The organism is Mycobacterium sp. (assembly GCF_049585075.1).
In the GTDB taxonomy this organism is placed as follows: Bacteria; Actinomycetota; Actinomycetes; order Mycobacteriales; family Mycobacteriaceae; genus Mycobacterium.
The window spans coordinates 1-14423 of the sequence record NZ_JBAUZA010000142.1 but is presented as its reverse complement, the minus strand read 5'-3'; the positions used below and the strand labels follow the sequence as shown (position 1 = coordinate 14423).

19 protein-coding genes are annotated in these 14423 nt (G+C 63.7%); 10 read left to right on the top strand and 9 right to left on the bottom strand.

Going from position 1 to position 14423, the window contains the following annotated elements:
• Positions 1-43 precede the first annotated feature (43 nt).
• The gene (locus WB785_RS06830; protein ID WP_424078037.1) at positions 44-1189 is read left to right on the top strand and encodes a virulence factor Mce family protein; all 1146 of its coding nucleotides are present in this window, start codon (positions 44-46) and stop codon (positions 1187-1189) included.
• Positions 1183-2742 (top strand): MCE family protein, encoded by a 1560-nt coding sequence (locus WB785_RS06825; protein WP_424078033.1) that lies wholly within the window; start codon positions 1183-1185, stop codon positions 2740-2742. Before WB785_RS06830 ends, WB785_RS06825 begins: the two co-directional genes overlap by 7 nt.
• Positions 2743-2800: 58 nt before the next feature.
• Here WB785_RS06825 and WB785_RS06820 read toward each other — a convergent pair whose 3' ends face one another.
• The gene (locus WB785_RS06820; protein WP_424078032.1) at positions 2801-3355 is read right to left on the bottom strand and encodes a phospholipase D-like domain-containing protein; all 555 of its coding nucleotides are present in this window, start codon (positions 3353-3355) and stop codon (positions 2801-2803) included.
• Positions 3356-3368: 13 nt separating this feature from the next.
• Positions 3369-4463 carry a DUF2235 domain-containing protein gene (locus WB785_RS06815; RefSeq protein ID WP_424078031.1) on the bottom strand — a complete coding sequence of 365 codons (1095 nt, stop codon included), beginning with the start codon at positions 4461-4463 and terminating at the stop codon, positions 3369-3371.
• Between the two features lie 33 nt (positions 4464-4496).
• Here WB785_RS06815 and WB785_RS06810 point away from each other — a divergent pair, with 33 nt between their 5' ends.
• Complete coding sequence (locus WB785_RS06810) at positions 4497-5294, top strand: SDR family NAD(P)-dependent oxidoreductase (protein ID WP_424078030.1); 798 nt, start codon at positions 4497-4499, stop codon at positions 5292-5294.
• 183 nt (positions 5295-5477) lie between these two features.
• Here WB785_RS06810 and WB785_RS06805 read toward each other — a convergent pair whose 3' ends face one another.
• Positions 5478-7037 (bottom strand): DUF4070 domain-containing protein, encoded by a 1560-nt coding sequence (locus tag WB785_RS06805; RefSeq protein WP_424078028.1) that lies wholly within the window; start codon positions 7035-7037, stop codon positions 5478-5480.
• 114 nt (positions 7038-7151) lie between these two features.
• Entirely contained in the window at positions 7152-7745 is a 594-nt protein-coding gene (locus WB785_RS06800) for a class I SAM-dependent methyltransferase (protein ID WP_424078027.1), read from the bottom strand.
• 47 nt (positions 7746-7792) lie between these two features.
• Here WB785_RS06800 and WB785_RS06795 point away from each other — a divergent pair, with 47 nt between their 5' ends.
• Together WB785_RS06795 and WB785_RS06790 are read left to right on the top strand one after the other, a co-directional pair.
• The gene (locus WB785_RS06795; RefSeq protein WP_424078026.1) at positions 7793-8356 is read left to right on the top strand and encodes a PadR family transcriptional regulator; all 564 of its coding nucleotides are present in this window, start codon (positions 7793-7795) and stop codon (positions 8354-8356) included.
• A 52-nt stretch (positions 8357-8408) separates the two neighbouring features.
• Entirely contained in the window at positions 8409-9296 is an 888-nt protein-coding gene (locus WB785_RS06790; protein WP_424078024.1) for an SCO6745 family protein, read from the top strand.
• On the opposite strand, the gene WB785_RS06785 is transcribed toward WB785_RS06790, so the two are convergent.
• Both WB785_RS06785 and WB785_RS06780 read right to left on the bottom strand, forming a co-directional pair.
• Entirely contained in the window at positions 9293-9496 is a 204-nt protein-coding gene (locus WB785_RS06785; RefSeq protein WP_424078023.1) for a hypothetical protein, read from the bottom strand. The two genes, WB785_RS06790 and WB785_RS06785, sit on opposite strands and share 4 nt — an antisense overlap.
• Positions 9493-10398 carry an SPFH domain-containing protein gene (locus WB785_RS06780; protein ID WP_424078022.1) on the bottom strand — a complete coding sequence of 302 codons (906 nt, stop codon included), beginning with the start codon at positions 10396-10398 and terminating at the stop codon, positions 9493-9495. The genes WB785_RS06785 and WB785_RS06780 overlap by 4 nt, the downstream gene beginning before the upstream one ends.
• Positions 10399-10474: 76 nt before the next feature.
• Between WB785_RS06780 and WB785_RS06775 the strand changes: the two genes are divergently transcribed.
• On the top strand, positions 10475-11140 hold the full coding sequence (locus WB785_RS06775) for a DUF4389 domain-containing protein (protein WP_424078020.1): 666 nt from the start codon (positions 10475-10477) through the stop codon (positions 11138-11140).
• The gene (locus tag WB785_RS06770) at positions 11140-11505 is read left to right on the top strand and encodes a bleomycin resistance protein (protein ID WP_424078035.1); all 366 of its coding nucleotides are present in this window, start codon (positions 11140-11142) and stop codon (positions 11503-11505) included. The genes WB785_RS06775 and WB785_RS06770 overlap by 1 nt, the downstream gene beginning before the upstream one ends.
• A gap of 3 nt (positions 11506-11508) precedes the next feature.
• On the opposite strand, the gene WB785_RS06765 is transcribed toward WB785_RS06770, so the two are convergent.
• The 3 genes from WB785_RS06765 to WB785_RS06755 are packed head-to-tail and all read right to left on the bottom strand — an operon-like array spanning position 11509 to position 12651.
• Positions 11509-12051 carry a TIGR03086 family metal-binding protein gene (locus tag WB785_RS06765; RefSeq protein WP_424078019.1) on the bottom strand — a complete coding sequence of 181 codons (543 nt, stop codon included), beginning with the start codon at positions 12049-12051 and terminating at the stop codon, positions 11509-11511.
• A gap of 35 nt (positions 12052-12086) precedes the next feature.
• Positions 12087-12224 (bottom strand): alpha/beta fold hydrolase, encoded by a 138-nt coding sequence (locus tag WB785_RS06760; protein ID WP_424078018.1) that lies wholly within the window; start codon positions 12222-12224, stop codon positions 12087-12089.
• A 1-nt stretch (position 12225) separates the two neighbouring features.
• Complete coding sequence (locus WB785_RS06755) at positions 12226-12651, bottom strand: MarR family winged helix-turn-helix transcriptional regulator (RefSeq protein ID WP_424078017.1); 426 nt, start codon at positions 12649-12651, stop codon at positions 12226-12228.
• A 99-nt stretch (positions 12652-12750) separates the two neighbouring features.
• Between WB785_RS06755 and WB785_RS06750 the strand changes: the two genes are divergently transcribed.
• The 3 genes from WB785_RS06750 to WB785_RS06740 form a co-directional block, all read left to right on the top strand.
• Positions 12751-13416, top strand: coding sequence for a class I SAM-dependent methyltransferase (locus tag WB785_RS06750; protein ID WP_424078016.1), 666 nt, complete (start codon positions 12751-12753; stop codon positions 13414-13416).
• Between the two features lie 43 nt (positions 13417-13459).
• On the top strand, positions 13460-13846 hold the full coding sequence (locus WB785_RS06745; protein ID WP_424078015.1) for a DUF7144 family membrane protein: 387 nt from the start codon (positions 13460-13462) through the stop codon (positions 13844-13846).
• An 18-nt stretch (positions 13847-13864) separates the two neighbouring features.
• Positions 13865-14423 (top strand): NYN domain-containing protein (locus WB785_RS06740; protein ID WP_424078013.1); only part of this gene is annotated, 559 nt, incomplete at its 3' end.

Below are 14423 nucleotides of genomic sequence, written 5' to 3'. Positions count from 1 at the left end.
GGCCACCGCTACCCGCGGAGGCGGCCGTGTCGACAGGACCGGGATCGTGAAGCGGGTCAGACAGGGCCTGGCCCTGCTCGCAATTGCGATCACGCTGACGTCATGCGCGAGCTGGCACGGCATCGCGAATGTGCCGATGCCCGGCGGCCCGGGCACCGGAGCCGGCTCCTACACCATCTACGTCCAGATGCCAGACACGTTGGCGCTCAACGACAACAGCCGGGTGCGGGTGGCCGATGTCTTCGTCGGCACGGTCCGCGCGGTCAGCCTGAAGAACTGGGTCCCTACGCTGACGCTGAGCCTGAACAAGAGCGTCAAGTTGCCCAAGAACGCCACCGCCAAGATCGGGCAGACAAGCCTGCTGGGTTCGCAGCATATCGAGCTGGCCGCGCCGCCCGACCCGTCGCCGGAGCAGCTGAAAAACGGCGACACGATCCCACTGAAGAACGCCTCGGGCTACCCCACGACCGAGCAGACGTTGGCCAGCCTCGCCCTGATCCTGCGCGGAGGCGGCATCCCGAATGTCGAAGTGCTGCAAAACGAGGTCTACAACATCGTCAACGGGCGTGCCGACCAGATCCGGGCTTTCCTCGGCAAGCTGGACACCTTCACCGCCCGGCTCGACGAGCAAGCCGATGACATCAACCGAGCTATCGATTCCACCAATGGTTTATTGGTGTACGCGGCTTCCCGAGCGGATGTTCTGGATCGGGTGTTCACCGAATTCAACCCGCTGATCAAGCATTTCGCTGACAAGCAGAACCTGTTCATCAACGCTGTCGACGCGACGGGACGGCTCGGCCAGGTCGCCAACAAATACCTGGCCCCCTCACGAAGCAACCTCCATCAAGACCTGCTGTCGCTGCAGTGCCCGTTGCGGGAACTCGGCCGTGCCTCACCGTATTTGATCCAGGCGCTCAAGCTGATCCTCGTTCAGCCGTTCGATATCGACGCGGTGCCGAAGTCGTTCCGGGGTGACTATTTCAACCTGTCGCTGACGGTTGACCTGACCATGAGCTCGGTCGACAACGCGGTGCTCACCGGGACCGGATTCTCCGGAGCGCTGCGCGCGCTCGAGCAGTCGTATGGCCGCGATCCCCAAACGATGATTCCGGACGTCCGGTACACACCAAACCCGAACGACGTTCCCGGCGGCCCGCTGGTCGAAAGGGCGGACCGGCAATGTTAACTCGCTTGGTGTGGCGCCAGCTGATCACGTTCGGCGCTATAACTCTAGTCACGGCAATTGCCTTGGGCTGGTATTACTTACGGGTTCCCACTGCGATGGGGATCGGGCAGTACACGCTGAAAGCGGACCTGCCGACCTCGGGCGGTTTGTACAGGACGGCCAACGTGACCTATCGCGGTCAGACCATCGGCAGGGTCACCGCCGTCGAGCCCACCGAGACCGGTGTGCAGGCGACCATGAGTATCGGGGATCGGTACAAGATCCCAATCGATGCGTCGGCGAATGTGCATTCGGTATCGGCTGTCGGCGAGCAGTATCTGGACTTGGTGTCGCAAGGCAACCCGGACAAATATTTCTCGCCGGGACAGACCATCACCAAGGCCAGCGTGCCCGCCGACATTGGGCCGGCGCTGGACGCCGCCAACCGCGGCCTGGCGGTGCTGCCCAAGGAGAAGATCAGCCAGTTGCTCGACGAGACGGCCCAAGCGGTCGGTGGGCTGGGCCCAGCGTTGCAGCGGCTGGTCGACGCGACTCAGGCGATCGCCGGTGACTTCAAGACCAACATCTCCGATGTCGATGACATTATTGAAAATTCAGCACCGATCCTGGACAGCCAGGTCGACTCGAGCGAAGCGATCAAACGCTGGTCGCACCACCTGAATACGCTTGCCGCGCAGTCTGCGCAAAACGATCAGCATGTGCAAAGCATCCTCAATCAAGGGGCACCGACCGCGGATCAGGTCAACTCGGTGTTCACCGGCATCCGCGAGTCGCTCCCGCGGACATTGGCGAATCTCGAGATCGTGCTCGAGATGCTCAAGCGCTACCACAAGGGCGTCGAGCAGATACTGGTGTTCCTGCCGCAAAACGTTGCGGCCGGACAGACGGAGACGGTGGTATTTCCGGGCTACGCATTGCTTGACACCGCGCTGACGATCAACCAGCCACCGCCGTGTATGACCGGCTTCTTGCCAGCACCGCAGTGGCGATCTCCGGCGGACACCAGCCTGGCGCCGCTGCCGTCCGGCTTGTATTGCAAGGTCCCGCAAGACAACCCGGCTAACGTCGTGCGCGGGGCCCGCAACATTCCGTGTGTCGATGTCCCCGGCAAACGGGCCGCGACGCCGCGGGAGTGCCGCGATCCCAAACCGTACGTTCCGTTGGGCACCAACCCGTGGTACGGCGACCCCAACCAGATCCGGAATTGCCCGGCACCGGGCGCGCGATGCGACCAGCCGGTCGATCCCGGCCACGTGATACCGGCGCCGTCGGTCAACACCGGCCTCAACCCAGCGCCCGCCGACAAGCTGCCGCCAGCCGGGCAGACGCCGCCGCCGAAGAGCGACCCGTTGCAGCGGCCGGGCTCGGGCACCGTGCAATGCAATGGGCAACAACCCAATCCCTGCGTCTACGTTCCCGGCGGGCCGCCCGCGGCCGTCTACAGCCCGCAGAGCGGTGAGCTCGAAGGGCCCGACGGTGTGAAGTACGCGGTCGACAATTCGAGCAAAACAGGAGACGACGGGTGGAAGGACATGCTGGCGCCGGCCGGCTGAGCTGCGCGACCTGCCGCACACTGCCGCTTCCGGCCGCGTAACCTCAGGGTCGAAGCCGTCAGTGAACCTTGGCAGCTTGTTGGGCCATCTGCTTGAGCATGCCGTCGTGGATGATGTCAAGCCGTGAGCGGGCTTCCGTGCACACCAACGGGTCGCGGATGACGGTGAGTTGGTTGTCCTGCTTGGATTCTCCGCCGGTGGACCAGTTCGTTGAGCCGGTGATGACGTCGACACCGTCGATCAGCACCATCTTCAAGTGCATGATCGCCGACTTCTCACTGTGCCCGATCGCGATGCTGTTGCCGATTTTGTGGTTGAGCCACGGGGCCAGGAGAGCGTGCTCAGCCTTTCCCGCGGCTTGAGTGGAGTCGAGACTCATTTGCACGTACATGTTTTCGTTGTTCAGCGCGGACTGCAGCACCGAGTTTAGTTCTGGGTCGTCGTAGCCGTACATCGCCACCACGATGCTCTTGTTGGCCGACGTCAACAGGGCCTTGAGCGCTTCGTGCACTTGGTCGACGGGGCTGTAGAACGTGCGCGTCGTGTCGGGGTAGCCCGGCGGAAACGGCGCGGCTTTGTACTGGTCCAGTTCGGTCAGCGAATCAAGTGCCATGGCAGGTGCTCCTTTACAACGCTGGATTAGTCCAGTTTGTCGGGTCAGCGCTGAGCTGTTGCTGCTCGGCGGTCAGGTTCGGCAGGTAGCCCGGATTGTCGCGGCGGCGCACCAGCACGCTCGGATGTACGAGCGCGTCGGCGCCCATCGGCCGCACCCGTCGCCCCACCAGGTACCACAACTTCCCGTTGTCATGGATCGGTGCACCGGCGAAGTCCTCAGTCACCGCGCACTGCTCACGATAGGCGTCCACGTCGATCGCCAGGTCGCCGATCACTCCGTCCGCGACCCACTTCAGCGCGATCGTGGCAAGCCGGTGATCGGGCATGAACGTGCCGCCCACATCGGCGTGCACCCCGGCGAACCACCGCTCCTCGAGCCCGACCGGGTGGCGTTCGACGAGATATTCGCGATAGGGGCGACGGCGTTCGTCGATCGAGACGGCGTGGCGGATGCGGGCCACGTTGGGCAGCGACCGCGTGTAGGGCCAGCGCAGCGTGCCGAACCGCAAGAAGCCGGCCGCCTTGACGGTGTCCCACAGCCCGAGATAGGTCACCGGTACCGCGTAGTGCCACACCTGATTCGGGCTGTTTTGCCGCACGGTGGAAAACAGCGGCTCGTTCTCGGTGCGCCAGCAGAACGCGCGGGCGAACTCCGCCCAGTGGTCGAACTCGTTCTGCGTGAAATCTCGGTTGATGGCGTATTTTTCGACGGCATACGGCAGCAGGTTCTCCGAGCCGGGCCGCATCAGTCCCGGCCGAAGTAGCATGCCCGCCAGTGCGCGCGCCGTGTAGGCGCCGCGGCTGAAACCGAAAATGTAGACCGCGTCGCCGGGGCGCCAATGCTGCATGAGATACCGGTATGCCTGTGCGACATTGTCTTTCAGTCCCACCCCGAACGCCTGCTCGATCAGCAGCGTCACGGTGCGATGGATCGCCGAGTGCGCCGACGCCGGCGCCAGCGTGCCCACACCGGGCTCGTAGTAGGTCAGCTGGCTGGCGGGATCGTTCTTCTCCAGCATCTCGAATAGCTTGGCGACGTTGGTGAGATTTCCCGCGCCGACTTGGTTGGCGGTGCCGTCAAAACACAGGACGATCCGCTTGCTCACGTGCGGGACTTTACGCGGCGGTACCGTTGCTGCATGACACTTCCGCCACCATCACCCACGTCGGTCGCCGTGGTCACCGGCGCATCGTCGGGCATCGGCGAACAGTTCGCCCGCCAACTCGTGGCCCGCGGCCACCGTGTCGTCGTCACCGCCCGCCGGGAGGATCGGCTGCAAGCGTTGTGCGCCGAGTTGGGCGGCGACGAGCACGCCGTCGCGGTGGGCACCGATCTCGCGGTGCCGGCCGACCGAGACCGGCTGGCGGCCCGCATCGACGAGCTGCGCGCCCACGTCGACATCCTGGTCAACAATGCGGGGCTGGGCATCTACACAGCCTTCGGCGCCGAGGGCCGGGAGAAGGAACTGCAGATGCTGCGCGTCGATGTGGAGGCGGTGGCCGACCTGATGCTGCGCTACATGCCGGGCATGGTCGAGCGCCGCCGCGGCGCGATCATCAACCTGTCGTCGGTGTCGGGTTTTCAGCCGGCGCCGTACAACGCCAACTACGCCGCAGCCAAGGCTTACGTGCTGTGGCTGTCAGAGGCGGTCAACGCTGAAGTCGCCGACAACGGTGTGACGGTCACCGCCGTCTGCCCCGGTCCGGTGCCGACGGAGTTTCAGGCCACCAACAACGCCGATTTCCTGGTCGGCCGACTGCCGGGATTCACCCACGTTTCTGCCGAGCGGGTGGTCGCCGACGCGCTCAAGGCCGCCGATCATGGTCGCGCATCGGTGGTTCCGGGCGGACCACAGGTGAAGTTAGCGCTGGGTTCGACCCGGTTCGTGCCCACTCCGCTGGTGATGCCGGCCCTCAAGCGAATGTTGAAGCGGTAGTTGCGGTCACACCAGCCACCTGCGCACCAGGAAGTCGGGGTGCACATGGTTTTGGAAACGAGCGCGCATGCGATATCACCCGGGCTCTGATATCACATACGTATTCAAATCGCAGAAGCAACTAGTCCTTCAGCCAGTGACTAAAGTGTCTGGTGAGATCCCTGAAGCGCGCCGCGCAGAACGCTAGAACGTGTTGACCAGCGTCCGTTGTTCGCTCATCTGGCGGGCCATTGTGTAGTGGTGGTAGTGCATCGCGCACTTGACCACGCAGATGAACAGCAAGCCTGGATCGGGCCGTCGGCGCAGCATGGTCGTCATCCGACGGCGATAGATCCGGCGCAGCTTCGGATCCGGAATATTTTTCATCAGCCGGAGGAATAGCCCGGTGGCCAGCACAGCATCGACCGACTGCGATTTCCATTTCTGCCACGGATGCTGGCGCCAGTAGGCATTGCGGGTCCGCGCCCAATCGAATTGCCTTGTGATGAACAGATTTTCGAGCCGCTCGAAGTAGAATTCGGGATCGTACAACTCGCGCATCAGGCCGATGTACCCGTCGCGCAGCTCGTCGCGCGTCATGCCGAGCGGAATGACATTAGTGCCGAACGGTTGTTCGTCGTCGAGATCGAGGCGGCCCTCATCCTTCAAGCGAGCGTGCAGCGGCGTCTTCGGGATCGCCGAGAGCATGCCCACCATGGCGTGCATGATGTCGGTCTGACGAAGGAACTCGTGCTGGGCCTTGAAGATCCGGGTGTCGTCGTGGTCGAAGCCGACGATCATGCCGCACCAGACTTCGATGCCGGAGTCCTGCACTTTGCGGACGCGGTCGACGATCGAGTCGGCCTTTTTGACGTTTTGATACTTCTTCGTCTCGCGCAGCGACTCTTCGTTCGGGCTCTCAATGCCGATGAATACGGTCACGATGTTGGCCGCGTCCATCAACTCGATCATCTCTTCGTCTTCGGCGAGGTTGAGCGACGCCTCGGTGAAGAAGGTGAACGGGTATCCCTCGGCGGTTTGCCACGCGGCAACGTCGCGCAGCAGCTCCTTGACCGCGGTCTTGTTGCCGATCAGGTTGTCGTCGACGATGAAGGCGATTCTCAGGTGTTGCTTGCGCATCGCTTCCAACTCGGCGATCACCTGCGCGCTCGTCTTCAGCCTCGGCCTACGACCGAAGGTGACGATGATGTCGCAAAACTCGCATTGGAACGGACAGCCGCGGCTGAATTGGACACTGCCGAACAAATAGTCCTTGGCCTTCAGCAAGTCGTAGCGCGGCACCGGCACCCGGGTCATGTCGGTCGCCTCGAGTTGTTCGTAGCGGCGCCCATGTCGGCCCACGGCCCATTCTTCGAGAAACTGCGGCCAGGTCGTTTCGGCTTCGCCGACGAAGATCACGTCGGTCAGCCCGTCGAAGTAATCCTCCTGCACGGTGACCCACGGACCGCCGACGACCGTGAAAACACCGCGGGCTTTGAGTTCGCGGAGGATCTCGCGCATCCGAGCGCGCTGAACCGTCATGCCGGTGAGCGCCACGATGTCGGCCCGCGCTAGACGGTCGTAGTCGATCGGTTCGACGTTCTCGTCGGCGATGGACACGGAATGGCCTGCGGGCGTCAACGCCGCGAGCAGCGGCAGGCAGGCGGTCGGTAGGTTGCACTTCTTTCCGAGCAGCGGAAGTGCGTGTTCGAGGCCCCAGTAGGACGCCTCGAATCGAGGATTGACAAAGACGATATCGGCCATAGTCGCCTGCTTACTTCTCAGCCAGCGCGCCATTGCTGGTGCGATGGCGTTTTCCGATCTTAATCAGCTATCGCGTGCTATTGGAAGGATGTCTGATATAGGACCGCGGCCGACTTATGCGCGGCGCTGCAGCAGGTAGTGGCGCGCCGGGTGCTGGGGATCGTTGGTCATCTCCGGTTCGTCTGCGGCCGAGACCAATTCCCATTGCGGTGTGAAACGCCGTTCGATCTCGGCGTGGTCGACGCCGCGCACCCCGGTCTGGCCGCCGGGCGTGAACGCGAAGATCAGCAGGTGCGTTTGCGGGGCGGCGATCGCGCGGAGTTCCGCGACGTAGCGGTCGCGGGCGTCGTCGCTCATGCCGTGCAGACAGCCGCTGTCCAGGATCAGCGTGCAGCCCTTATCGAGCCCCGCCGAGCTCAGCCGCGTCGCGTCGGCCCGCAGGAAGTCGACCCGGACGTGCTCGGCGGCGGCCTTGGCGCCAGCCTTCTCGAGCGCTTTCGCCGCGACGTCCACTCCGGTGACCTGCCATCCGTGGCGGGCTAGATAGATCGACGAATCGCCTGTGCCGCAACCGATATCGATCGCGATACCCGCGGGCAATGCGGCCGGGCCCTCGATCAGTTTCCGCAAGGTCGACGACAATGCGTGGCCGTCCCAGGGCGTGAAACCGATCCGATAAAACGCTCGATAAAGAAGTGCCGACACCATGGGCGTAAACGCTAGTTGCGCACGACTACTTATGCAAGAGTAGTTGCATGTCGTCGATCCGGATTTTCATCTTGGGGTCGCTGGAGCAGCGCGGACCCATGCATGGACATCAGCTGCGGCTACTCGCCGAACAGGAAAATGTCGCGATGTGGACCGATATCACCGTGGGCGGGTTGTACGGCGCGCTCAAGCGCCTGGCGACCGAAAGCCTCATCGAGCAGGTCCGTGTCGAACAGGCCGGCTCCTACCCGCCCCGCCAGATTTGGTCGATTACCGAGGCGGGCCGGGAAGCGTTGGGTGCTCTGCGGATGCGGGCGTTGAGCGCCATCGTGATCAAACCGGACCCGTTCGACCTGGCGATGACCCGATTGGACCCGGATCATCTGACGGATCTCCCCGCGACTGTCGCGGCCCGCGTCGCGGCACTGTCCGCGATGATCGCTGAATGGGAGGCCCGCGCAGCTGCCGCCGACCGCTATCTGACGGTTGCCGAAAAGCTGATGGTCAAGCATCGCCTTGACCGGCTGCGGGGGGAAATCACCTGGCACCAAGAACTCGAGCACCGGTTGCCCGAAATCATTGCCGACGAACAAGCCAGGAAGGGGCAGTGATTCGCGCCCCCTACACGTTCGTGTCCTTCTCGGCGGGTGGTTTACTGCGACCATGCGCAGAGAACCAAAACTGGCCCACCGCTTCTTTGATCGGTTCGAGCCGGTGCATCAGGTGACCTACTTCGCGCCGGAGGCGCGGGCGGCGCTCGACGGGCTGGGGTATCGCGGGTTTTGGATGGGCTACTTCGCCGGCCGCTCGGCGCCGCTGGGCACGGTGCCGCCCGAAATGGTGACCGCGACGTTCTACAACTTCGCCCCAGAGCGGGTCGCCAAGGCGCTGCCGGCGGCGTGGGAGATCGCCGGACCAGACGCGGCGTTGCGCGCCCGGCAGGAATCTGCGGTTGCCGCGCTGCGCCGCTACGGCATAACGGCGGATGAAAACGTCGCTGTCGCAGCTGAATTGGCCGGGAAGACGGCGCGTCAGGCGCCGCTCGACGGGCGGCCGCTGTTCGCCGCAAACCGCGCGCTGCCGTGGCCAGACGACCCGCTGGACGCGTTGTGGCATGCCACGACACTGTTGCGCGAGCAGCGCGGCGACACGCACATCGCGGTACTGGCAGCGGCCGGGGTCTCCGGTCGGGAATGCAACGTGCTGCAGGTCGCTTCGGGCGCGATTGCGCGCGATTACATGACCCGTGCCCGCGACTACGACAACGCATCGTGGCGTCGCCACGAGGAACAGCTGGCCGAGCGGGGACTGCTCAACGACGACGGGTCGATCACCGCCGCCGGTCGGGAACTGAAGGACCACATCGAATCGACCACCGACGCGCTTTCGCTTTCGGTACTCGACGCGCTCACTGACGACGAGGTGGAAGCACTGTTCCAAGCGCTCACACCGATCACCCGCACTGTTATCGCCGCCGGCGATCTCCCCGCGACAACCCCGATGAACCTGCGCCGCAACGAATTAGAAGACAGTAGCGCGCATCTGGCTTAGCTCTGCGACGTGGTTCGGGGGCGGCCTCTCTTTGGCGGGGGCGCAACATGTTTGGGCATCCGACCGGCGTCATCGAGTGCTCGGCGCAGGATCATTTCGATCTGGCCGTTGAGGCTGCGGAACTCGTCGTTGGCCCAGCGGGTGAGCGCGTCGTGCACGGCAGGGTCGATCCGGAGCAGGACCTGTCGGCGATCGCTCACGTGTAGAGCGTGCCGGTGTTGACCACGGGCGAGGGCGGTTGGTCCGCGCAGAGCACAACCATGAGGTTGCTGACCATGCTGGCGGTGCGCTCCTCGTCGAGGTCCACGACGCCGCTGTCAGTGAGCTGCTCCAGCGCCAGCTTCACCATGCCGACGGCGCCCTCCACGATGCGGGTGCGGGCGGCGATGACGGCGCCGGCCTGCTGGCGGCGCAGCATCGCCTGGGCGATTTCTTGGGCGTAGGCCAAATGCGAGATGCGGACCTCGACGATTTCTACGCCGGCGATTTGGACCCGTTGGGCCAGTTCGCGGGCGAGGTCGGCGACCACTTGATCGGTGGAGCCGCGCAGCGAAGTGCCGGCACCGGTGGGGTCGTCGTAGGGCTGGCTGGTGGCGACGTGGCGCAGCGCCGACTCGGCCTGCATGGACACGAAGTCTTGGTAGCTATCCACCGCGTAGGTCGCCTTGGCGGTGTCGGCCACTTGCCAGACCACGATCGCAGCGATCTCTACCGGGCTACCGTCGGCGTCGTTGACCTTCAGGTGTGCGGTCTCAAAGTTACGCACCCGCAGGCTGACCCCTCGGCGCACGGTCAACGGCGTCACCCACCAAAACCCCGGCCGGCTCACGGTGCCGATGTAGCGCCCGAAGAACTGGATCACCGAGCTCTGCCCGGGCGGAACGATCACCAGCGAGGTGGCGACCAAGACCAGGATCAGGATCGGCAGCCACAGCAGGTCGCGTTTGTTGTTGGCCGCCAGGATAATTCCGGCGATGCTCGCGGCGACGACGAGCACACCGAGCCAGCCGGTGACGGCGCCGGCCGGACGCTGATGGATCTCGACCTGGGCTCCCTGATGTCCGACGACCTGAGCGTTGTTGGTTGATTCAGTGCTGTCCACTGGTACCGCCCTTCTCAAATGTGATATAAAATGATATCACTTTTTCTGGTGACGGAGCGCACGGAAGGAGCAGTCGATGACGCAACCTGAAAACTATCCGGTTCGGGTCCGAGGTGACCTCGATCCCGCGTTGTCACGCTGGCAGTGGCTCGTCAAATGGCTTCTGGCCATTCCGCATTACATCGTGCTGTTGTTTTTGACCATCGTCGTCGTGGTGGTGTGGGTGATCGCGTTGTTCGCGATTCTGTTCACCGGCAAGTACCCGCGCGCCCTGTTCGACTTCAGCGTCGGTGTCATGCGATGGCGCTGGCGGGTCGCCTTTTACGCGCTCACCGCACTCGGTACAGACAAGTACCCGCCGTTCAGCCTGCAGTCGAAGGCTGAGTATCCGGCCGACCTGGAGGTCGACTATCCCGAGCATCTGAGCCGGGGCTTGGTGCTGATCAAGTGGTGGCTACTAGCCATTCCGCACTACCTGATACTGCTCGCCGTCTTCGCCGGCGGTTGGCGCGCTTTCGTGATGAACCAGAACGAGGCTGTCGCCGCCTACTTCTTGCCGCCGCTGATAGCGATCCTGGTGGTGATCGCCATGGTGGGCTTGCTGTTTACCGGGCGCTACCCGAAGGGGTTGTACGACTTCGTGATTGGGATCAACCGGTGGGGAATCCGGGTGCGCGCCTACAGCACCCTACTGCGCGACGAGTACCCACCGTTCCGTCTCGACCAGGGGTCGCCTGAATGATGTCTCGCGTCACCTTCACTCGCGTTGCTCCCGTCCTGCCGGTCCTCAACCTTGATGCCGCCCTCGACCGGTACCGGCGCCTCGGATTCGACGTCCATGAATACGAGGGTCCAGAGCGCTACGGGTACGCCGATCGCGGTTCGGTCTCGCTGCATCTGACCGAGTGGTCGGAACACGATCCCTTACGAACCGCGTCGACTGTTTACTTCTATGTCAGCGATGCTGATGCCTTACACGCCGAGTGGAAAGCACTTGACCTCGAAGGCCGGTTCATCCCGCCGTTCGATACCCCGTACAACTTGCGCGAGTTCGTCTACGTCGACCCAGACGGCACCCAACATCGCGTCGGGTCGCCGTTGGATTAGTCGCTACGCAACCGAGCGCCCGAAGTAGGCCATCAGCCGGGCGGTCGGCGTCGCGCCCTCGGGCACGGGTTGAGCCGGCCCGAACGCGCCGGGCCGGCGCAGCGTCTCTTCCGGCACCGACTCCGCCACCTTTTCGCAGAACGCGAGCAGGGCCGCGGGCAGCTCGACCGGGCGGTCCTGGGATCGATACAGGTCCCAGGTGTGGATCGACAAGCCGACGATGGGAGTCGTCAGCGCCTCGCGCAGTGCATCGAGGTCCGCGGTGGCCAGAGCATCGCGCAATCGGCTGGCCAGCTCGCGAAGCTGTGCGGCGGGGTCGTCGCTTCTCCAGTCATCCGGATCAGCGGGCCCCTGCGCAGGCTGCCCACCCTCGACGAGCGTCGCGATCTTGGCTGCAGTCCCAGTGCTATGAGCCACCAGCTCGGCGATACTCCAGCCTTCAAGATTCGACGGCAGATCCCAACTCTGCGAGGGGATTTGCTCGACCGCCTCGATGAAGAAGTCGACCACTTCGGTGGCCCGTGCACCGATGCCCGGTTTGTTCATCGCATCTTGACTTGCTGCTGGCTCATTGCTCAACGCTAGGCCCCCTCGAGCAGCGGGACCAGGTCGTCCCAGACGCTGCTGTTGACGAAAAGTCCATGGATCAGCACCACGCAAGGACCGCTGCCGTGGTCTCGATAATGCAAAATGCCTTGGGAGAGCTCGATTTCCGCCATGTCAGCCCGGTGGCTCCATTCGAGACTCATTCATTTTGGACAAGAAGCTCACAACCGAGCGCAGTTCACGTTCCGACGTCTCGTCCAGCAGAGCCGCCATGCGCTGGTTGATCTCCCCGTAAAAGGCCTGCATCTTCTTGACTTTCGTGGGATTCAAATGCACCAGAACACTGCGGCGGTCGCGGGGGTTCGGCTGCCGCTTCAGATAGCCACCTTTCTCCAGCCGGTCGAGCATCACCGTGACGCCGCCCGTCGTCAACCCGGTGAAGCGGGCCAGCTCGCCTGGCGTGGCCGGCCCCATGAGCTCAAGTACGTTGATGCACTGCATATCGGTGAGGCGCAAGCCCACTCGGTCGGCAATCTGTTGGTTGTACAGAATGCTCCCCGCGATGAACTGCCTCAGGCAGCCGATCACCGTCTCGTGCAACCGAGCGCGGTCTGACCTTGACACTGGCTTCTATCCGCCTATTCTCTAATTAGCTTACTGAATAAGATACTCACTCACTAAGGAAAAGGAACTCCCAGCATGACGGCTGCAACGATCAAAGGGTACCGGGGACTTGGAATGGAAGGCGCCATCGCGCGCTGGTATGACAAGAGCACGCGTAAGGACATGGAGCGCTTCCGAGCGCTGGCTGCGCGCCTACGCACGGTGTTGCCGCAGGGCGGAGACATGCTGGAAGTGGCGCCGGGGCCGGGCTTCGTCGCAATTGAAATGGCTAGGGGCGGGGCGTATCGCGTGACGGGGCTCGACGTCAGCCACACGATGGTCGAGCTGGCCCGGCGGAATGCCACCGAGGCGGGCGTCAAGGTCGACTTCCACCAAGGCAATGTATCGGCGATGCCGTTCCCAGATAGCAGCTTCGACCTGCTGGCGTGCAGTGCCGCGTTCAAGAATTTCTCCGAACCGCACAAGGCGCTCGTGGAGATGCACCGCGTACTGCGCCCCGGCGGCACGGCAGTGGTCCTGGATTTGCGCAAGGACGTGCCGATGTCCGAGATCAGGCGATACTTCGGCGCGATCGCGCTGGGCACGGTCGAGCGCTGGATGACCATCGCCACATTTCGGTTCATGCTGCTGAAGCGCGCCTACACGCCAGCCCAACTGGAGACGCTAGTGGCAGGTATTCCATTCCGGAGCAAGGAAATTCGGCTCGTCGACATCGGCGTCGAACTCTGGCTCCAGAAGTAGGCAGTTTAGCCGTTAAGCGACGCGGGTAGTACCTCGGGTTGAGATGACGAAAGAACCGCAGAGCATTGGCCGCCGACCCTCCACGGCCGACGTGTCACGCCTGCCGTTCACCGCCGGGGTTGTGCTGGCCATCAGCGGCTTGAACACGTTGTTGCAAGGTTTGTACACCATCAGCTCTTGGCAGGGCTGGCTCTTTATCGTCACCGGTCTCGTTGTCGCGGGCACTGCCGCGATGCTGATTTTCGACATACCGGGGGCGGCGATCATTGCCCTGATAGCGGCGTCGGCGTCGTTGATCATCTCGGCGGTCTGGGTGCCGACCTACCCGTGGTTCAATCTCGCGGCCATCGCACTTGACCTTGTGGCGATTTATGCCCTTGTCAGGTGGACACTGCGTCGACGGGCCGGAAGAGATCCGCTCGGCACATAATTCCTCCAGACTGGGGTCATGGCAGATCTTGGCGAGGGCCGCGTTGCGGTATACCTCGACTTCGACAACATCGTGATCTCTCGCTACGACCAGGTGAACGGTCGCGGTTCGTTCCAGAAGGACAAGGCCAAGGGCCTGGACAAGCACCCGGACCGGTTGGGCCGGGCGACCGTCGACGTCGGCGCCATCATCGACTTCGCCTCGTCGTTCGGCACCTTGGTGCTCACCCGCGCCTACGCGGACTGGTCGGCCGAGGTCAACACGGGCTATCGCCAACAGCTGGTGGGCAGGGCGGTCGATTTGGTGCAGCTGTTCCCGGCGGCGGCCTATGGCAAGAACGGCGCCGATATCCGGCTGGCCGTCGACACGGTCGAGGACATGTTCCGGCTGCCCGACCTGACCCATGTCGTGATCGCGGCCGGCGACTCCGACTACATCCCGCTGGCACAGCGGTGTAAGCGGCTCGGCCGCTACGTAGTGGGCGTCGGGGTGGCCGGCTCGTCGAGCCGGGCGCTGGCCGCGGCGTGCGACGACTTCGTCGTCTACGACGCGCTACCCGGAGTTCCGGTGCCCGAAC

What these genes read in the sequence shown, in the direction of transcription:
- WB785_RS06820 (WP_424078032.1), bottom strand. Translation starts at nt 3,355, where the DNA reads ATGGCACTTGATTCGCTGACCGAACTGGACCAGTACAAAGCCGCGCCG.
- WB785_RS06760 (WP_424078018.1), bottom strand. Translation starts at nt 12,224, where the DNA reads ATGGCGGAAATCGAGCTCTCCCAAGGCATTTTGCATTATCGAGACCAC.
- WB785_RS06800 (WP_424078027.1), bottom strand. Translation starts at nt 7,745, where the DNA reads ATGGTGTCGGCACTTCTTTATCGAGCGTTTTATCGGATCGGTTTCACG.
- WB785_RS06805 (WP_424078028.1), bottom strand. Translation starts at nt 7,037, where the DNA reads ATGGCCGATATCGTCTTTGTCAATCCTCGATTCGAGGCGTCCTACTGG.
- WB785_RS06810 (WP_424078030.1), top strand. Translation starts at nt 4,497, where the DNA reads ATGACACTTCCGCCACCATCACCCACGTCGGTCGCCGTGGTCACCGGC.
- WB785_RS06825 (WP_424078033.1), top strand. Translation starts at nt 1,183, where the DNA reads ATGTTAACTCGCTTGGTGTGGCGCCAGCTGATCACGTTCGGCGCTATA.
- WB785_RS06790 (WP_424078024.1), top strand. Translation starts at nt 8,409, where the DNA reads ATGCGCAGAGAACCAAAACTGGCCCACCGCTTCTTTGATCGGTTCGAG.
- WB785_RS06775 (WP_424078020.1), top strand. Translation starts at nt 10,475, where the DNA reads ATGACGCAACCTGAAAACTATCCGGTTCGGGTCCGAGGTGACCTCGAT.
- WB785_RS06745 (WP_424078015.1), top strand. Translation starts at nt 13,460, where the DNA reads ATGACGAAAGAACCGCAGAGCATTGGCCGCCGACCCTCCACGGCCGAC.
- WB785_RS06795 (WP_424078026.1), top strand. Translation starts at nt 7,793, where the DNA reads ATGTCGTCGATCCGGATTTTCATCTTGGGGTCGCTGGAGCAGCGCGGA.
- WB785_RS06770 (WP_424078035.1), top strand. Translation starts at nt 11,140, where the DNA reads ATGTCTCGCGTCACCTTCACTCGCGTTGCTCCCGTCCTGCCGGTCCTC.
- WB785_RS06765 (WP_424078019.1), bottom strand. Translation starts at nt 12,051, where the DNA reads ATGAACAAACCGGGCATCGGTGCACGGGCCACCGAAGTGGTCGACTTC.
- WB785_RS06750 (WP_424078016.1), top strand. Translation starts at nt 12,751, where the DNA reads ATGACGGCTGCAACGATCAAAGGGTACCGGGGACTTGGAATGGAAGGC.